Below are 15,613 nucleotides of genomic sequence, written 5' to 3' on the forward strand. Positions count from 1 at the left end.
ACATAAGCAACTAGGAGATATGAAGATGAAGAAGCTACTCAGTGGGGCGGTTGCGGCCTTTAGCCTGGCAGCCAGTGCGACACTTGCTGCGGATGAGGTGACACTGCAATTGAAGTGGGTCACGCAAGCGCAGTTTGCGGGCTATTATGTGGCAAAAGACAAAGGGTTCTACGAAGAAGAGGGGCTGGACGTCACCATTCTGCCCGGTGGTCCTGATATTGCGCCCACACAGGTGATCGCAGGTGGTGGAGCAGACGTTACGGTGGAATGGATGCCGGCTGCACTTGCTGCGCGCGAAAAGGGTCTGCCTCTGGTGAACATCGCGCAGCCTTTCAAGAGCTCGGGCATGATGCTGACCTGCTGGAAAGATGCGGGGATTGCCTCGCCCGAAGATCTCAAAAATCGCACGCTGGGAGTCTGGTTCTTCGGCAACGAATTCCCGTTCATGAGCTGGATGAGTCAGCTGGGAATCGGTACCGATGGCAAAAGCGACAGCGGTGTCGAAGTGCTGAAACAAGGCTTTAACGTCGACCCGCTGCTGCAGCGTCAGGCCGATTGCATCAGCACCATGACCTACAATGAGTATTGGCAGGTTATTGATGCCGGTGTCACGCCCGAAGAACTGGTAACCTTCAAATACGAAGATCAGGGCGTCGCGACGCTTGAGGATGGCCTATATGTGCTTGAAGAAAATTTGAGCGATGCGGCCTTCACCGACAAGATGGAACGGTTTGTCCGTGCCTCGATGAAGGGTTGGAAATACGCCGAAGAGAACCCGGATGAAGCCGCCGAGATCGTTCTCGAAAACGATGCAACCGGTGCCCAGACAGAAGAGCATCAAAAGCGCATGATGGGCGAGATTGCCAAGCTGACCGCAGGGTCGAACGGGGCGCTGGATCCAGCCGATTTCGACCGCACGGTTGATACCCTGCTGGCGGGCGGATCTGATCCAGTTATCACCAAAAAGCCTGAAGGGGCATGGACACATCAGATCACCGACGCTGCGCTGAACTGAGCCAGCTACAGCAAAAGACGTGCCAATCAAACGCGGCCCTGACGGGGCCGCGTTCTTAGTTTTGAATGTCGAATTTGTGCCTGTACTTGCTGGACAGAACCTTTAGTATTTCCCTGTAATTTATAGCATTTTGTCACAGCATACGGCATGAATGGTAGGATATGCAGGGATTTGCATCAGAATTCACCCAAGCGCTCTCGCTGATCCTCGAAGGGGATGCAGAGCTGTGGGCAATTGTGTTGTTATCGCTGCGTGTTTCGATCTTTGCTGTTCTGATTTCGGCGGTCATCGGGATGCCTATTGGGGCAGCTTTGGCCGTCGCGCGGTTTCCGGGACGGCGGGCGCTGATTATCCTTGTGAACGCTCTGATGGGGTTCCCGCCAGTCGTCGTCGGTTTGCTGGTCTACCTGATGTTGTCCCGATCCGGTCCTTTGGGGGTGCTGGAACTTCTCTACACCCCCACCGCAATGATCATAGCGCAGGTGGTGCTGGTGACGCCGATCATGGCCGCACTTACCCGGCAGGTGGTCGAGATGCTGGCCGAAGAGTATTCTGAACAGCTCCGCTCGCTCGGCGTATCGCGGTTGGCTTCGATCCCGGTGCTGTTGTGGGACGCGCGTCTGGCTCTTGTCACCGCATTACTGGCCGGGTTTGGCCGGGCAATCGCCGAGGTAGGCGCAGTAATCATCGTCGGCGGCAATATCAATCACGTGACGCGTGTGATGACGACCACGATTGCGCTTGAGACTTCGAAGGGGAATTTGGCGCTGGCGCTGGCCTTGGGTGTGATCCTGATCGGTTTGGCCGTGGCGGTAAACGCGATGGTCAGCGCGTTGACCCTGCGGGCCGAGCGGGAAGGGCTGCGCCATGCGTGATGTCGTGACCGAGGCGCCGGGTATGTTAGAGGTCCAAGGGTTGCACATTGCACGCGAAGGCAAGGTGCTGCTCGATGTCCCGCATTTGTGCCTGGATGGCCCGGGTCCGACCATGATCTTGGGTCCAAACGGCGCTGGCAAAAGTCTGTTGCTGCGTTGTCTGCATGGTCTGATTCAACCCGACAGCGGGCGTGTCTGTCAGGACGGTGTTGTGTTGAATGCAGCCCACAAAGCGCGGCAGGCGATGGTGTTTCAAAGCCCCGTGTTGCTGCGCCGCTCGGTCGCGGCCAATCTGGACTTTGTGCTAAAGCGGAAATCGATGCCCCGTGCCCTGCGCAAGCAACGTATCGAAGCTTTGCTGGCCGAAGGTGGACTGGATGGCAAGGCACGTCAGTCCGCGCGTTCGCTGTCTGGTGGCGAGGCGCAAAGGTTGGCGATCCTGCGCGCGTTGGCCTTAGACCCCAAGACCTTGTTCCTGGACGAACCCACCAGCGCATTGGATCCAAGCGCCATGCAGATGATCGAGCGGATGGTCCTGCGTGCCTCGGCCCGGGGTGTGCGCATCGTGATGGTGACGCATGACATCGGGCAGGCGCGGCGCCTGGCATCTGACATCGTGATGATGCAGGCAGGGCATGTGGTTGAACATGGGGGGGCACAGCAGGTGCTGGAAACCCCAAAAAGCAACGAGTCGCGCCGGTATCTGGCTGGCGGTCTGGTAACCTGATTAACAGAGATGGAGACTTCGAATGATCCCTAATTTTGTTCGGGCTTCAATTGTTGCGCTTGGACTGACCACAGGCGCAGGTTTGGCGGAAGAACCCTTTATCGTCGTGCAATCCACGACCTCGACGCAGAACTCGGGTCTGCTGGACTATATCCTGCCAGGGTTTGAGGCTGAAACAGGTATCGATGTACGCGTTGTAGCCGTCGGGACCGGTCAGGCAATCAGGAACGCAATCAACGGGGATGGCGATGTTCTTCTGGTTCATTCCAAGCCCGCTGAAGAGCAGTTTGTAGCAGACGGTTGGGGCGTCGAACGGTTCGATGTCATGTACAATGATTTTGTATTGGTTGGCCCGAAATCTGATCCAGCCGAAATTGCCGGTGGCAACGACATTGTAACCGCTTTGACCGCTTTGGCCGAAGCGAAACTGCCGTTTGCCTCGCGCGGTGATGATAGCGGCACTCACAAAGCCGAGATGCGCTATTGGGAGGCGACAGGCGTTGACCCGACGGAGGCCTCGGGGACTTGGTATCGCGAGACCGGATCGGGGATGGGGGCAACGCTGAACGTGGCCAGCGGCATGGACGCGTATGCTCTGACCGACCGGGCGACTTGGTTGTCTTTCGGAAACCGGGGCAATCTGGAGGTCTTGGTCGAGGGCGATCCGCGCCTGTTTAACCAATATGGTGTAATCCTCGTGAACCCTGAAAAGCACTCCGGCGTTCGCGCCGCTGCCGGGCAAAGGTTTATCGACTGGCTTATCGGCCCTGATGGACAGGCGGCGATTGCGTCTTACACGCTGGAAGGTGAGCAGTTGTTTTTTCCGAACGCACAGTAAGTTCGCCTTGGGTTAGCGCAACAAGTAATGGACGACGGATCAGCCACTGGCGCCGTTGTGGTGGATCCGACCCAGATTTGCGAGATCATAGCCGCCTAGTTCATCAGCGCGTTCGATAAAACGCTCGGATTTCAAAAACTGGGTCAGCGTCAGCATGGGGACCTCGAAGAAGGCGCGGCGCCAGATTGCAAGGTCCAGACGCTCGGAATGGGTGGGCAGGAAACTCAGCCCGTACGGGCGCGCCAGTGCACCGAGGCCAAAACCAACCTCTGCCTTGCCGTCACGCAGGGCGGTGGCCAGCTCTTCTTCGGTGCGGGCGCAAACAGGCAGGGTGTTCAGATCATCACGACCCAGACCGTGGGCGCCGAGCAGTGCATCGAACAGACGCTGGCTGGCGGCGCTGTCTTGCCGCAGAATGATCCGTCTGCCTTTCAGATCCTGAAACCCCGAGATGTCCGAGGTGCCAGGTGCCAGCAACAGGCCGCGCTGCCGGTTGGCAATCTGATAGAGGATCACAGGTGCTTCGCCCATCGTGTCGCGCAGGGTCTGAGTGTTGAAGCCTTCTGGTTCGTGGATATGCAAGGCCGCCGCCTGTGCGCTGCGCTCCGCAAGACGATTCAGCCCGTCGAAAGACCCATCATAGTAAGTCGCAAGCCCAGAGCCGCTTTCCCGCAAAGCCCAGTCCAGCAGGGGATCGTGGCTACCTGCCACGATCGGCGGCAGGGGTGGTTCGACGACATCGGGGCCAGAGCGTGAGGCGTTGAGCCACGCTATGATCTCGGCTTTTGGGAACAACAGCTTGCCCATGGCGCGTACACACGGGATTTCGCCCGAGGATGCCAGATCATAGGCCTTCCGCTCACCAATGCGCAGCAGATCCGCCAATTCGCGGGTGGTCAGGTATTGCGGCATTCAGTCGAGGCGTACAGCCGAACCGGACGTCTTGTCGGCGGCGCTGAAATCGAATTGATCCAGCGTGTAAGGAGCGACGACAGTGATCACGACCATCGCGGCGACGGCGGTCAGAAAGGCTTTCATGTTCTCCTCCGGCTCAATCCTGCGGTGCGGTGGCGCTGCGCAGGAACGCGACCAGGTCTATCCGGTCCTGTGCTTGCGTGATCCGCTGCATCGGCATCTTTGACCCCGGAATGTAGTGGTCCGGGCCTTCGTCGAAAAGAGCATTTATTGTCTCTTCATTCCAAATAATATCAGAGTCTTGCAGCGTATCCGAGTACAAATAACCGGGCAATGTGCCCGCTTTCCGCCCAAAGATGTCGTGCAAGGTAGGGCCTGCACGTCGACCCCCATCCGGCGTCAGGCTGTGACAGATCGAACATTTGCGCGCAAATTGCCGTTCTCCGTTGCCCATCTCGCTTGGGTCTTTCAGAAAGCTGGGTTCGGCAGCGGCCATCTGTTCGCGATCGCCCAATGCTGAAACGGGCCAGCTGTACATTGCCTCATCAATGCCACCTGCGTGAAGGTTTTGACCATCGGCAGAAAAAGCGAGCGCCCAAACCGGACCGCGCAGGGTGGCGCGGAAATCTTGTGCAATGCGCCATTCAGCCGTGTCGATGACCATTATAAAGCCCTCACCATCACCGACAGCCAACAGCTTGCGATCGGGGCTCAGTGCCATGGCGAGGATCGGGCGCCGATCCAACGTAAAGTCATGTTCTTCTTCGGTGGTGAGGCTCAGGATGCGTGTCACTCCATCGACGGTACCGTAGGCGATCCAGTTGTCTTGTGCGTTCAGGACCAATTCATTGATGCCAAAACCATGCTCGATCAGGCGATTTGTTTCCTGACCGCTGGCGACATCCCAGATACGCAACGCTCCGTCGACACCTGCCGAATAAAGCTGCTTTCCGTCCGGCGTAAAAACAACTGCATTCACCCCGCTGCCGATTGGCCCAAGCAGGGTCGGCTCGGACCCGTCCACCGGCCACAGGCCGATGGTGCCATCCCAGCTGGCCGTCGCGATATGAGTTTTCGACGCTGCAATGCCGATAATCTTGCCTTTGTGCTGCCCGACTACATCGCCGCCGGGCCAGCGGCGGAGGGTGAAGTCATCCCCGGCAGAATAGATTGCAGTGCCATTGAAAACGACCGAGTTCACTGCCGCTTCGTGCCCCTCCAGCCATTCCGGTGTCTGTCCGGTCCAGAGACCGACCGAATTGTCGAAACTGGCCGTTGCGATACGCCCATCCGGCGCCGAAGCGATCCCCATGATCGGCCCGCCATGGCCTTTGAGCGTGAAAAACTCGGACCAGGCGGGCAGGGGGGTCAAAACAAGCGCAAGAGCGAGCCAGCGCATCTATTCTGCAGGTGAGGCCGCTGCCTTGCCGGCCTCTTTTTCTTGCACCTCTTCCAGCCACAGCGAGTGGTGCTCGCGTGCCCATTGTTCTTCGACTTCACCGGTGCCCATGGCGTCAAACGCACCCTCCATGCCAACCGAGCCAAGGTAGATATGGGCGATGATGATGGCGATGAACACGTAGGCGACCATGACATGCCAGACTTGGGCATATTGCATCTCTTCCTGCGGTGACATCTGCACTGGCAGGTTCAGACCCAACGCCTGCGGAATACCTGTCGAGTTGGCGATTGAGAAGGTTTTGGCGAACATCGGCAGCTCGAACGGGAATAGCAGCGACAGGCCTGACAGGCTGATAGAGACACCCAGTAGAATGCAAGCCCAGAAGATTATCTTTTGACCCGCATTGAATTTCTTGGCTGGTGGATGGCTGTCTTTGGTGAACAAGCCCCCTCCGGCGGCCAACCATTTCAGGTCGGTCTTGTTGGGGATGTTATGGGCAATCCAGTTTATGGTGATGATTATCAGACCCAACATGAAGGCCCATGCGAGGTTGTTGTGAAGCCACTTGCACCCTTGCGCGATAGTGGCGAACCCTTCTTTGCCAAAGACCGGGATCAAGAAATCGCGGCCATAAAGGGTCAGCAGGCCTGTGATGCCGAGCACAAGGAACGACCCGGCAAAGAGCCAGTGACCGAAACGTTCGAAACTATTGAAACGAAGGACCGTGCGGCCGGTTTTTTCTCCGTCGATGCGGATTTTTCCTCGGATCAGAAAGAAAAGCACAATGATCGCAAGCATTCCGCCCAGAATGTAGGTTCCATATTCACGCAACGGGCCAGTTCGGAAGTTCAACCACCACATGCCGCCGTCTTGAATCAGCACGCTGTCCGCAGGTCCCTGGGATGAAACGGTGACGTCCGCAGATCCGTAACGCAGCGCGCGGTAGACGTCACTGTCAGAGGCAACACCGCGGGTGCCGAACTGTCCCAGCAGGCCTTCAACATTGCCCTGACCGGTGTTTTCAGACCTGTAGCTGTTGTCGACCTTCTCGCCACGCTGGCGGGCCAGAATGTCCTCAAGGGTGGTCGCGCCGCCGGTTGTAGACCGGTCGGTCGAATCCGCAGGGGCGGCCCCCTCACTGGTTTGAGCGCCGGCAACTTGGGTCAGCGTTAGCGAAAGCAGGAAAGCGATGAATAAGCGCAACATCGGAACCTCAACAAAAATCCAATGCAGGATGACCCACATCTGCGGGTCATCCGTTTTGCTTTGGTAGACGGGGTCAGCCGTCTTTCTGATCGTAGGCCGTGCCCCAACCCCAAGCGCCCGAACCAAATCCGCGCGCGACGACACGCTCGCGGTAAATAGCCGAGACCACGTCGCCATCGCCGGCGAGCAGGGCCTTGGTAGAACACATCTCGGCGCAGATGGGCAATTTGCCCTCTGCGATCCGGTTGCGTCCGTATTTGGCGAACTCTGCGGTCGAGTGCGTTTCCTCGGGGCCGCCAGCACAGAAGGTACATTTGTCCATCTTGCCTCGCGATCCGAAGTTGCCCGCCTGCGGGTATTGCGGCGCGCCGAAGGGACACGCATAGAAGCAATAGCCGCAGCCAATGCACAGGTCCTTGGAGTGCAGGACGACCCCTTCTTCGTTCTGATAGAAGCAGTCGACCGGGCACACCGCCATGCAGGGCGCATCCGAACAATGCATACAGGCCACCGAGATCGAGCGTTCACCCGGATTGCCGTCATTGATCGTCACCACCCTGCGGCGGTTGATGCCCCACGGCACCTCGTGCTCGTTCTTACACGCGGTTACGCAGGCATTACACTCGATGCAGCGTTCAGCGTCGCAGAGAAACTTTGCTCTAGCCATTATCGTCCTCCTTACGCTGACCAGATTTTGCAGAGAGTCGCTTTGGTCTCTTGCATCTGGGTCACTGAATCATAGCCATAGGTCTGGGCGGTGTTGGTACTTTCACCCAGCACATAGGGGTCTGCACCGGCAGGATACTTGTGCCGCTGGTCTTCGCCCTGGAAATGGCCGCCAAAGTGGAAGGGCATGAAGGCGACACCGGCGCCGACTCTGTTGGTCAGCATCGCCATCACCTTGACCTTGCCGCCCTCAGGACCTTCGACCCAGACCTGTGATCCGTCCCGAATACCAAGGTTGTTGGCATCGCGCGGATTGATCTCGACGAACATGTCCTGCTGGAGCTCAGCCAGCCACGGGTTCGACCGCGTCTCATCGCCGCCACCCTCATACTCGACCAGACGACCAGACGTGAGGATTATCGGGTAATCCTTTGAAAAGTCGTTCTTTTGGATCGACGCATAAAGGGTAGGTAGACGATAGGCCTGACGGTCATCGTAGGTTGGATAGTCCTCCACCAGATCGCGCCGGTTTGTATAGAGCGGCTCGCGGTGCAGTGGGATCGGATCCGGGAAGGTCCATACGACCGCGCGTGCCTTTGCGTTCCCGAAGGGCGCACAGCCATGGGCAATCGCGACCCGTTGGATACCGCCGCTAAGGTCGGTTTTCCAGTTGGTCTCCGGTCCCGCAACGGCGTCGATGGCCGCACGTTCCTCAGCCGTCAGATCACCGTCCCAGCCAAGGTCCATCAGCATCTGCATCGTGAATTCCGGATAACCATCCTGAATTTCCGAACCAACGCTATAGACCCCTTCGGCCAGCAGGTTGTCGCCGTCACGTTCCACTCCGAAACGGGCGCGGAAGGTCAGGCCACCTTCGGCCACCGGTTTGGACATATCATACAGGTTTGGTGTCCCCGTATGACCCATCTCAGCCGTTCCCCAGCAGGGCCAGGGCAGACCGTAATACTCGCCGTCGTTGGGGCCACCAATGGCTTGCAGCGTGGTTCTGTCGAACGTGTGCTGGTTGGCCATATGGCTTTTCAGACGTTCCGGCGACTGACCGGTATAGCCAATTGTCCAAAGGCCGCTGTTGAACTCACGCGTGATGCTTTCAACATTCGGGGTTTCGGGATCTTCCATCTCGATATTGCGGAAGAACCGATCCGCCCAGCCGAACTTGTTGGCGAACTTGGCCATGATGACCTCGTCCGGCAGGCTTTCGAACAGAGGTTCGACCACGCGGTCCCGCCACTGCAGCGATCGGTTCGAGGCCGTGACCGAGCCACGGGTTTCGAACTGCGTACAGGCGGGCAGCAGATAGACGCCATCGGTGCGGTCATGCAGCACGGCCGAGACGGTGGGATACGGGTCGATCACGACCAGCATGTCCAGCTTCTCCATCGCCGTCTTCATTTCCGTCATCCGGGTCTGCGAGTTGGGCGCGTGGCCCCACAGAACCATGGCGCGGACGTTGTTGTCCTGATCCATGTTAGCTGGGTCTTCGAGAACACCGTCGATCCAGCGGGAAACCGGGATGCCGCGCTCATTCTGCAGCGGTTTATCCTTGCCTTCCTTATCCTTGATCGTGGCGAACTGGCCTGCAAGCCACTCGGGCTCTTCACCCCAGACACGGGCCCAGTGACCCCATGCGCCTTTTGACAAGCCATAGTAGCCGGGCAGGGTATGGGACAGAACACCAAGGTCTGTCGCGCCTTGCACGTTGTCATGGCCGCGGAAGATGTTGGTGCCACCACCTGAGGTGCCCATGTTGCCAAGCGCAAGCTGAAGCACGCAGTAGGCGCGAGTGTTGTTGTTGCCGTTGGTGTGCTGCGTACCACCCATGCACCATACAACGGTACCGGGGCGGTTGTTCACCATGGTCCGTGCGACGCGGCGCAGCTGCGAGCCGGGCGTACCGGTGACGCGCTCAACCTCATCCGGGTTCCACTTGGCAACCTCTTCCCGGATTTGGTCCATCCCCCAGACACGGGTGCGGATGAACTCTTTGTCCTCCCAGCCGTTGTCGAAGATATGCCACAGGATACCCCAGATCAGAGCGACGTCGGTACCGGGGCGGAAGCGGACATATTCATCCGCATGGGCCGCGGTGCGCGTAAAGCGCGGGTCACAGACGATTAAAGGCGCATTGTTCTGCTCTTTCGCACGCAGGATATGCAGCAGCGAGACGGGGTGCGCCTCGGCCGGGTTACCACCGATGATGAAGATGGCCCGGCTGTTGTGCATGTCGTTGTACGAATTGGTCATGGCGCCGTAGCCCCATGTATTCGCAACACCCGCGACAGTGGTCGAGTGGCAGATACGGGCCTGATGGTCCACGTTGTTCGTGCCCCAATAGGCGGCGAACTTGCGGAACAGATAGGCCTGTTCGTTATTGTGCTTCGCAGACCCCAGCCAGTACACGCTGTCCGGCCCGGATTCTTCGCGGATGCTTATCATGCCATCGCCGATCTCGTTGATCGCCTCTTCCCAGCTGATGCGCTTCCACTCGCCACCTTCCTTTTTCATCGGATATTTCAGGCGGCGCTCGCCATGGGCGTGCTCGCGCACCGAGGCCCCCTTGGCGCAGTGTGCACCCAGATTGAATGGGCTATCCCAGCCGGGTTCCTGCCCGATCCAGACTCCGTTCTGTACCTCGGCAACGACCGTGCAGCCGACCGAGCAGTGAGTGCATACGGATTTGATATTCTCAACGGCGGTGTTTGCCGCTGTCTGGGCACTGGCGGGCGTCACGGTTCCACCCGTGGCGCTGATCGCGGCAAGGCCGCCGATCGTCAGGCCCGAGCCACGCAAGAATGCGCGGCGATCGACGGTTTTCTCGCCGACCTGGGACAGGATACTTGTCCGCTGGGGGCGTCTCGCAACCCCGTTGGTCTTTTTCCTAAGCATTTCTTTCCTCCCTTGCTGGCCATGTAACCCATGGCTGGCTTGGTACTTCGCGAAACCGACGTCAGGGCCAATCGCAACCGTCTGTCGGGTATGACTACGTCCGGGTCAGAACCGGGCGCTGTCGAGGTATGCGCGCGTATGCGCGGTGTCCTGCATCCGGGTTTCGTCCGTCGGCAGTTCGGCTGCTTCGGCTTTCCCAGACAGGCTGGCGGCGGCTACAGCAGCGGGCGCTGCGGTTCCGGCCAGTTTCAGGAAGTCGCGGCGGGTTGCGCCTTCTTCCTTGGTCTTGCTCATGGGCTCCTCCTGTCCCAATTGCGGTTTGGTGCCTAAAGGCACCGGCGAGTGGCGGGCTAGGCCGCCGTCATTCGAAAGGCTTCACGTTCGATCTCCATGAACACCCGACCAGCCGTGCCGACCGAGGCGTAGAGAACCGAGTTCTCGGCACCTTCCAAATCCGAATAGAAATGCGCGGCCCAGGGCCCGATATGTTTGCTCCAGAACGCCTTTTGATCTTCCAGCGTGGCGGGCGCGCCGAACCGACCGACGATCATGCCCGCCATCATTTCCATTAGCGAGGCGATGTTGTCTTCGGGTTCATAAACATTCTGCGCCCGGGTGATGCCCCGCGCGGCCATGTCATTGCGCAGCTGCGCTAGGGGTTTTTCGTTCAGAAAGCCCGTCAGGTAGAAAGAGGCATAAGGCAGCAGTTCGCCTCGGCCCAATCCGATGAACAGTGCGTTGAATTCGCGCTCTGCGGCGGCAGGCTTGGTCACCTTGGCCACCCGTGCCATTGCCTGAATGGCCTGACCTAGATCCGAGTCATCACCGCTTAGCCCGGCCATCTGATCCAAAAGCAACTGATCGGGTGGACCGGCCAATAGCAGGCCAAGAAAATTATAGAAATCCGCACGCAGACGATCCTCAGTTGAGATATCCAATGTTTGCGCGTTGTCTGCGGTCATAGAGTTATCCTTCGAATTCGAATTTCATACGGCGTGGAGCAGGGGTGAGTTCGATTTCCTCTGGCTCTTCCATTTCAACCATCTGTGGGGCTTCCGGTTCTGGTTCGACGGCGTTGATCGGTTCTTCACCTGACTCGATCGCCTCGGGCATGTCAGCTTCTGTTTCTGCTTCGGACATTTCTGCCTCGGCGGCGAGCGCTTCGACATGCGCCAACATACCCTTGCCAACCTGATACGCGGTCTGGATGTTCTCAATCACGCAGGCCGCATCGGTATAATCCTCGCCGTAATCGACCAGCCCGTCGACATTGGCCAGAACAGGATTCAACCGCCATAGGCGCCGCAAGGCGCGGCGGCGCAAACGGTCAGGTACAGCTTTGGCCATGAAGCCCGAGACATCATCGCCGGCTTCCAGCGTATCGGGATCGGGCAGATCAAACTCGGCCAGAATTTCGGCGTCGCTTTTTTCCTCCAGCTCAGCTTGCCGCGTTGTGATGATCTGTTCCTCTGCGGCCAAAGCTTCTGCTTCGGTCTCGGCCTGAACGGCGGCCTTGCGGCGGGACCAGAAATCGCGGGCCTGGGTCATTGCAGCACCCGACGCGGAGCCCGGTAGACATCTGAATCCTGCCGGATTCGTGCATCGCCCTTGCCGTCTTCCACCAGATCGGTGCGTTTCTTGTCCCGTTTACGTTTTATGAACACCTCGTCCTGATGATGCTGCAGGGTGAAATCGCGGAGCCATGCAATCAACCCTTCGGTCATCGGAATCTTCTCAACGATCTCTTCGCCGGTATCCGCATAATCCTGCCCCTCGAACGGTGAGGCGGTGATCAATACGGCATTTAGGGGTGTTTCGCCTTTCAGCTCATCCCGCAAAACCAGGTACAGCGAAGGTTGACCGTCCGACAGGTTGACCATGTAGGCTTCGGTTTCATCGGCCCAGAGGGTGAGGGGCAGGGTGGCTGCATGGTATTCGATGGCCTCACCTTCACGTCGCAACTCTTGCCAGTCGGCAGGCCCTGCACCTGGCAAAACAGCGACCGCGCGCCAGTTCCAACGCGCCCAGCGTGTCACCCCGGGTGTTCTGCGCACGACGACGCCAATTGTCATTTCAGTCCGGCTTGCGGCCTTGGCCACTGGCTCCTCCCCGGAAGGCTCTCCCCTGCCTTCCATTGATGTACTATGGTACATAAATTGGCGGCCTGCCAAGTCCAGTTTGGTCTGATATGGCCCAATCACTCAGAGTTTATTCGCAGTCTCGGGTCTTGATGGTCGGATGTGATGAAAAATAGTGCACATGTCCGAATAATCTCGGATGCTGCGCATTGCCACGGCGGGGTTTGGGCCTAAGCTGCTGTGAGGACAGAACGCAGCGCCGGGAGGGGACATGGCCAGCAAGCTCATATTGTGTGATTGCGAGGGGACGCAGACCCTGAACGCAGATGGTATTTCTGCAGCCTGTGGTACGGAGTGTTCGAAGGTGCATACCGCCCTTTGTACGCACCAGCTTCAGACTGCTGCCGAGTTGCTGACGGGCGATGCACAGGTGGTGATTGCCTGTACTCAGGAAAGCGCAGTTTTTAGCGAGCTTGCCGAGGAACTGGGTGTTGAAGCCCCCGGATTTGTCGATCTGCGCGATCGGGCGGGGTGGTCCGAGCAGGGTGCCGATGCGACCCCCAAGATGGCCGCTTTGGCCGCCGAGGCGCAGTTGCCGCAGCCAGTGACACCCAGCGTGGATGTCATCAGTGAAGGCACCTGCTGTATTATCGGGCCAGGAGAGGTCGCCTATCCGCTGGCTGAACAACTGTCCAGCGTGTTGGCCGTGACTGTGCTTGTGGTTGACGATGCTGAACCTCTAAGCCGCGACTATGACGTGGCACGCGCACGGGTTCGCAAACTGACCGGCGCGCTGGGCGGATTTGTTTGGCATCTGGATCAGGTGCAGCAACTAGAGCCCGGCGGACGCGGAGAATTTGGTTGGAGCACACCCCGTGACGGTGCAACGTCGCGTTGCGACATTGTTGTTGATCTGACCGGAGCAACACCTTTGGTTAATGCCCCCGAAAAGCGCGAGGGGTACTTGCGCGCTGATCCCCGCGATGCGGTGGCCGTCGCGCGTCTTGCTTTTGAAGCGGTGCAACTGGTCGGGACTTTTGAAAAACCGCTCTATGTCCGATTGGATGAGACGCTTTGCGCCCATTCGCGAGCGGAACAAACGGGGTGTTCAAACTGTCTGGACGTCTGCCCGACCGGTGCGATCACACCGGCTGGCGATCATGTAGCCATTGATCCGATGATTTGCGCCGGGTGCGGTGAGTGTTCGGCGTTGTGCCCGTCGACTGCTATCACATATGAAGATCCTCCGGTCTCGGCGGTATTGTCGCGGATGCACATACTGGCCCGGACCTTCCGGCGCGCGGGCGGCGTTGCACCGCGATTACTGGTGCACGACGCCCATGGGGCGCAGATGATCCGGATGGCGGCCCGGTTTGGACGAGGACTGCCAGCGGATGTCATTCCGCTGGAGCTGAACGTGGTTTCGGGCTTTGGACATGCCGAGATGCTCGCAGCGCTGGCGCATGGCTTTGCGCGCGCCGATATCCTCATTAGCCCCAAGACCGAACGGGACGCGCTTGATCGTGAATTAGAGCTGGCTCGGGCTATCGCAGTGCAAGACGCACTGAGTCTGATCGATGAAACCGACCCGGATGCGCTGGCAGATCTGCTTTATGCGCAGAATGTTCCGCAGCCATTGGCTGATCCGGTGCTTCCACTGGGTAATCGTCGTCAAATAGCGCGTCTGGCGGCGCAAGCTTTGAACCCGGAGGTCGAGGTGCCGCTGGCCTTGCCCGAGGGCGCGCCTTATGGCGCGATTGCAGTGAATACCGACACCTGTACATTGTGCCTGAGTTGCGTGTCCCTTTGCCCATCGGGGGCGCTGATCGATAACCCGGACAAGCCGCAGTTGAATTTCCAGCAGGACGCCTGCCTGCAATGCGGGATTTGCCGAACGATCTGCCCAGAACAGGCGATCACACTAGTGCCCCAGCTTGATCTGAGCGACCAAGCGCTGTCACAACAGGTGCTGAATGAAGAGGAACCCTTTGAATGCGTCGAATGCGGCGCAGCGTTTGGCGTTAAATCAACGGTTGAGCGGATCATGGAAAAGTTGTCGGGCACACATCCGATGTTCGCGACCTCGGATCAGGCGCGGATGATCCAGATGTGCGACAATTGCCGGGTAAACGCCCAGTTCCATAGCGCTGACAATCCGTTTCAATCCGCCCCCAGACCACGGGTCGTCACAACGGATGATTACCTTTCAAAGCGCAAGGATCACTGAAGTTGCAGTGGCGCGCCCAGATCGGCGGCGCGCATGGCGGTCACGAAAGCCAGAATTGCTTCGAGGTCATCCAGGCTCATCTCGACCGGATGGATCGGCGAGGGGCGCTCGGGCGGGAAAGGTTCGGTGACGCCCTCGATCTGTGTGAAAGCTGGGTGTGGGTTCAGGGCAAAGAACGCCTGAAACCGTTCCGACCAGTCGGGCATTGCGCGCAGCACTGCGAAAGACGGGGTCGAACCCAGCCCGTTCATCCGATTCTGTGGGCCAATCACATGGCACCGGCCACAATGGGTCATCGACAGATCTTCGCCAAGCAGCGCGTTTCCGTCGACCACGACCTCTTCGGTAACAGTGGCAGTTTCGAAACTTGCGCTAAAGGGCGTGCCCTCGTCGGGGATGAAGTTTTCAACCGTCCGTCTGCCAATGTCGGAAAGTAGCCATTCACGAAACCTTACCTGCTTGGCGCTGTCGTCGATTCGTAGATGATAGACCACCCCGTCACGGGCAAAGACCGGATCGCCGGGCGAACTCGGGGCCAGTGACATGACGCCGCTTTCATCCGCAACAACACGTATTCCGGTCTTGAGAGAAAAGCGCGGAAGAATATGTTGCAAAAGACCTGAGTTTGTCACCTCATCCGGGGCGGCAAGGCCCAATGCCTCTTGCGACCAAGAGGGGGTGGCGGTGAGCGTCAGGCTCAGGCACAACAGGACAAAGCGCATGGTTAAGCCTAACGGCGGCTGACCCGATGCGTCAA

The 15,613-nt window shown here is 58.7% G+C and carries 16 protein-coding genes; 5 read left to right on the top strand and 11 right to left on the bottom strand.

Annotated features, from left to right (window positions below; translation table 11 throughout):
- Positions 1 to 25: 25 nt before the first annotated feature.
- The 4 genes from ACR0KC_RS00885 to ACR0KC_RS00900 all read left to right on the top strand — a co-directional run bounded on the left by ACR0KC_RS00885 (position 26) and on the right by ACR0KC_RS00900 (position 3,455).
- Complete coding sequence (locus ACR0KC_RS00885; RefSeq protein WP_170393369.1) at positions 26 to 1,015, top strand: ABC transporter substrate-binding protein; 990 nt, start codon at positions 26 to 28, stop codon at positions 1,013 to 1,015.
- A 161-nt stretch (positions 1,016 to 1,176) separates the two neighbouring features.
- A complete protein-coding gene (locus ACR0KC_RS00890) occupies positions 1,177 to 1,890 on the top strand; it encodes an ABC transporter permease (protein ID WP_170421167.1) in 714 nt (237 codons plus the stop codon).
- The gene (locus ACR0KC_RS00895) at positions 1,883 to 2,617 is read left to right on the top strand and encodes an ATP-binding cassette domain-containing protein (RefSeq protein ID WP_170595904.1); all 735 of its coding nucleotides are present in this window, start codon (positions 1,883 to 1,885) and stop codon (positions 2,615 to 2,617) included. Before ACR0KC_RS00890 ends, ACR0KC_RS00895 begins: the two co-directional genes overlap by 8 nt.
- A 22-nt stretch (positions 2,618 to 2,639) precedes the next feature.
- The gene (locus ACR0KC_RS00900) at positions 2,640 to 3,455 is read left to right on the top strand and encodes an ABC transporter substrate-binding protein (RefSeq protein WP_480771374.1); all 816 of its coding nucleotides are present in this window, start codon (positions 2,640 to 2,642) and stop codon (positions 3,453 to 3,455) included.
- A gap of 39 nt (positions 3,456 to 3,494) precedes the next feature.
- On the opposite strand, the gene ACR0KC_RS00905 is transcribed toward ACR0KC_RS00900, so the two are convergent.
- The 10 genes from ACR0KC_RS00905 to ACR0KC_RS00950 all read right to left on the bottom strand — a co-directional run bounded on the left by ACR0KC_RS00905 (position 3,495) and on the right by ACR0KC_RS00950 (position 12,650).
- The gene (locus tag ACR0KC_RS00905) at positions 3,495 to 4,367 is read right to left on the bottom strand and encodes a substrate-binding domain-containing protein (protein ID WP_480771375.1); all 873 of its coding nucleotides are present in this window, start codon (positions 4,365 to 4,367) and stop codon (positions 3,495 to 3,497) included.
- Complete coding sequence (locus ACR0KC_RS00910) at positions 4,368 to 4,493, bottom strand: hypothetical protein (RefSeq protein WP_480771376.1); 126 nt, start codon at positions 4,491 to 4,493, stop codon at positions 4,368 to 4,370.
- A gap of 13 nt (positions 4,494 to 4,506) precedes the next feature.
- Positions 4,507 to 5,769, bottom strand: a complete 1,263-nt coding sequence (locus ACR0KC_RS00915; protein WP_170645899.1) for a c-type cytochrome — start codon at positions 5,767 to 5,769, stop codon at positions 4,507 to 4,509.
- On the bottom strand, positions 5,770 to 6,978 hold the full coding sequence (locus ACR0KC_RS00920) for a formate dehydrogenase subunit gamma (protein ID WP_170510449.1): 1,209 nt from the start codon (positions 6,976 to 6,978) through the stop codon (positions 5,770 to 5,772).
- Between the two features lie 73 nt (positions 6,979 to 7,051).
- The gene (gene fdh3B / locus ACR0KC_RS00925; RefSeq protein ID WP_037307340.1) at positions 7,052 to 7,645 is read right to left on the bottom strand and encodes a formate dehydrogenase FDH3 subunit beta; all 594 of its coding nucleotides are present in this window, start codon (positions 7,643 to 7,645) and stop codon (positions 7,052 to 7,054) included.
- Between the two features lie 11 nt (positions 7,646 to 7,656).
- Positions 7,657 to 10,551: a formate dehydrogenase subunit alpha gene (locus ACR0KC_RS00930; RefSeq protein WP_480704574.1), complete on the bottom strand. Its 2,895-nt coding sequence runs from the start codon at positions 10,549 to 10,551 to the stop codon at positions 7,657 to 7,659.
- Between the two features lie 105 nt (positions 10,552 to 10,656).
- The gene (locus ACR0KC_RS00935) at positions 10,657 to 10,845 is read right to left on the bottom strand and encodes a ubiquinol-cytochrome c reductase iron-sulfur subunit N-terminal domain-containing protein (RefSeq protein ID WP_170393361.1); all 189 of its coding nucleotides are present in this window, start codon (positions 10,843 to 10,845) and stop codon (positions 10,657 to 10,659) included.
- 56 nt (positions 10,846 to 10,901) lie between these two features.
- A complete protein-coding gene (locus tag ACR0KC_RS00940; RefSeq protein ID WP_170393360.1) occupies positions 10,902 to 11,513 on the bottom strand; it encodes a molecular chaperone TorD family protein in 612 nt (203 codons plus the stop codon).
- A 4-nt stretch (positions 11,514 to 11,517) separates the two neighbouring features.
- Entirely contained in the window at positions 11,518 to 12,099 is a 582-nt protein-coding gene (locus tag ACR0KC_RS00945; RefSeq protein WP_170626027.1) for a DUF3306 domain-containing protein, read from the bottom strand.
- Positions 12,096 to 12,650 carry a DUF3305 domain-containing protein gene (locus tag ACR0KC_RS00950; RefSeq protein WP_170510438.1) on the bottom strand — a complete coding sequence of 185 codons (555 nt, stop codon included), beginning with the start codon at positions 12,648 to 12,650 and terminating at the stop codon, positions 12,096 to 12,098. The genes ACR0KC_RS00945 and ACR0KC_RS00950 overlap by 4 nt, the downstream gene beginning before the upstream one ends.
- A 250-nt stretch (positions 12,651 to 12,900) precedes the next feature.
- On the opposite strand from ACR0KC_RS00950, the gene ACR0KC_RS00955 reads away from it, so the two are divergent.
- A complete protein-coding gene (locus tag ACR0KC_RS00955; protein ID WP_480791446.1) occupies positions 12,901 to 14,856 on the top strand; it encodes a 4Fe-4S binding protein in 1,956 nt (651 codons plus the stop codon).
- Here the strand turns inward: ACR0KC_RS00955 and ACR0KC_RS00960 are convergent.
- Entirely contained in the window at positions 14,850 to 15,578 is a 729-nt protein-coding gene (locus ACR0KC_RS00960; protein ID WP_480704576.1) for a hypothetical protein, read from the bottom strand. The two genes, ACR0KC_RS00955 and ACR0KC_RS00960, sit on opposite strands and share 7 nt — an antisense overlap.
- Positions 15,579 to 15,613: the final 35 nt, after the last annotated feature.

The sequence above is a fragment of the Ruegeria sp. CF3 genome, from assembly GCF_056537365.1.

Excerpts from the sequence above, each read along its gene's own strand:
- ACR0KC_RS00885 (WP_170393369.1), top strand. The coding sequence starts at position 26 with ATGAAGAAGCTACTCAGTGGGGCGGTTGCGGCCTTTAGCCTGGCAGCC.
- ACR0KC_RS00890 (WP_170421167.1), top strand. The coding sequence starts at position 1,177 with ATGCAGGGATTTGCATCAGAATTCACCCAAGCGCTCTCGCTGATCCTC.
- ACR0KC_RS00895 (WP_170595904.1), top strand. The coding sequence starts at position 1,883 with ATGCGTGATGTCGTGACCGAGGCGCCGGGTATGTTAGAGGTCCAAGGG.
- ACR0KC_RS00900 (WP_480771374.1), top strand. The coding sequence starts at position 2,640 with ATGATCCCTAATTTTGTTCGGGCTTCAATTGTTGCGCTTGGACTGACC.
- ACR0KC_RS00905 (WP_480771375.1), bottom strand. The coding sequence starts at position 4,367 with ATGCCGCAATACCTGACCACCCGCGAATTGGCGGATCTGCTGCGCATT.
- ACR0KC_RS00910 (WP_480771376.1), bottom strand. The coding sequence starts at position 4,493 with ATGAAAGCCTTTCTGACCGCCGTCGCCGCGATGGTCGTGATCACTGTC.
- ACR0KC_RS00915 (WP_170645899.1), bottom strand. The coding sequence starts at position 5,769 with ATGCGCTGGCTCGCTCTTGCGCTTGTTTTGACCCCCCTGCCCGCCTGG.
- ACR0KC_RS00920 (WP_170510449.1), bottom strand. The coding sequence starts at position 6,978 with ATGTTGCGCTTATTCATCGCTTTCCTGCTTTCGCTAACGCTGACCCAA.
- fdh3B (WP_037307340.1), bottom strand. The coding sequence starts at position 7,645 with ATGGCTAGAGCAAAGTTTCTCTGCGACGCTGAACGCTGCATCGAGTGT.
- ACR0KC_RS00930 (WP_480704574.1), bottom strand. The coding sequence starts at position 10,551 with ATGCTTAGGAAAAAGACCAACGGGGTTGCGAGACGCCCCCAGCGGACA.
- ACR0KC_RS00935 (WP_170393361.1), bottom strand. The coding sequence starts at position 10,845 with ATGAGCAAGACCAAGGAAGAAGGCGCAACCCGCCGCGACTTCCTGAAA.
- ACR0KC_RS00940 (WP_170393360.1), bottom strand. The coding sequence starts at position 11,513 with ATGACCGCAGACAACGCGCAAACATTGGATATCTCAACTGAGGATCGT.
- ACR0KC_RS00945 (WP_170626027.1), bottom strand. The coding sequence starts at position 12,099 with ATGACCCAGGCCCGCGATTTCTGGTCCCGCCGCAAGGCCGCCGTTCAG.
- ACR0KC_RS00955 (WP_480791446.1), top strand. The coding sequence starts at position 12,901 with ATGGCCAGCAAGCTCATATTGTGTGATTGCGAGGGGACGCAGACCCTG.
- ACR0KC_RS00960 (WP_480704576.1), bottom strand. The coding sequence starts at position 15,578 with ATGCGCTTTGTCCTGTTGTGCCTGAGCCTGACGCTCACCGCCACCCCC.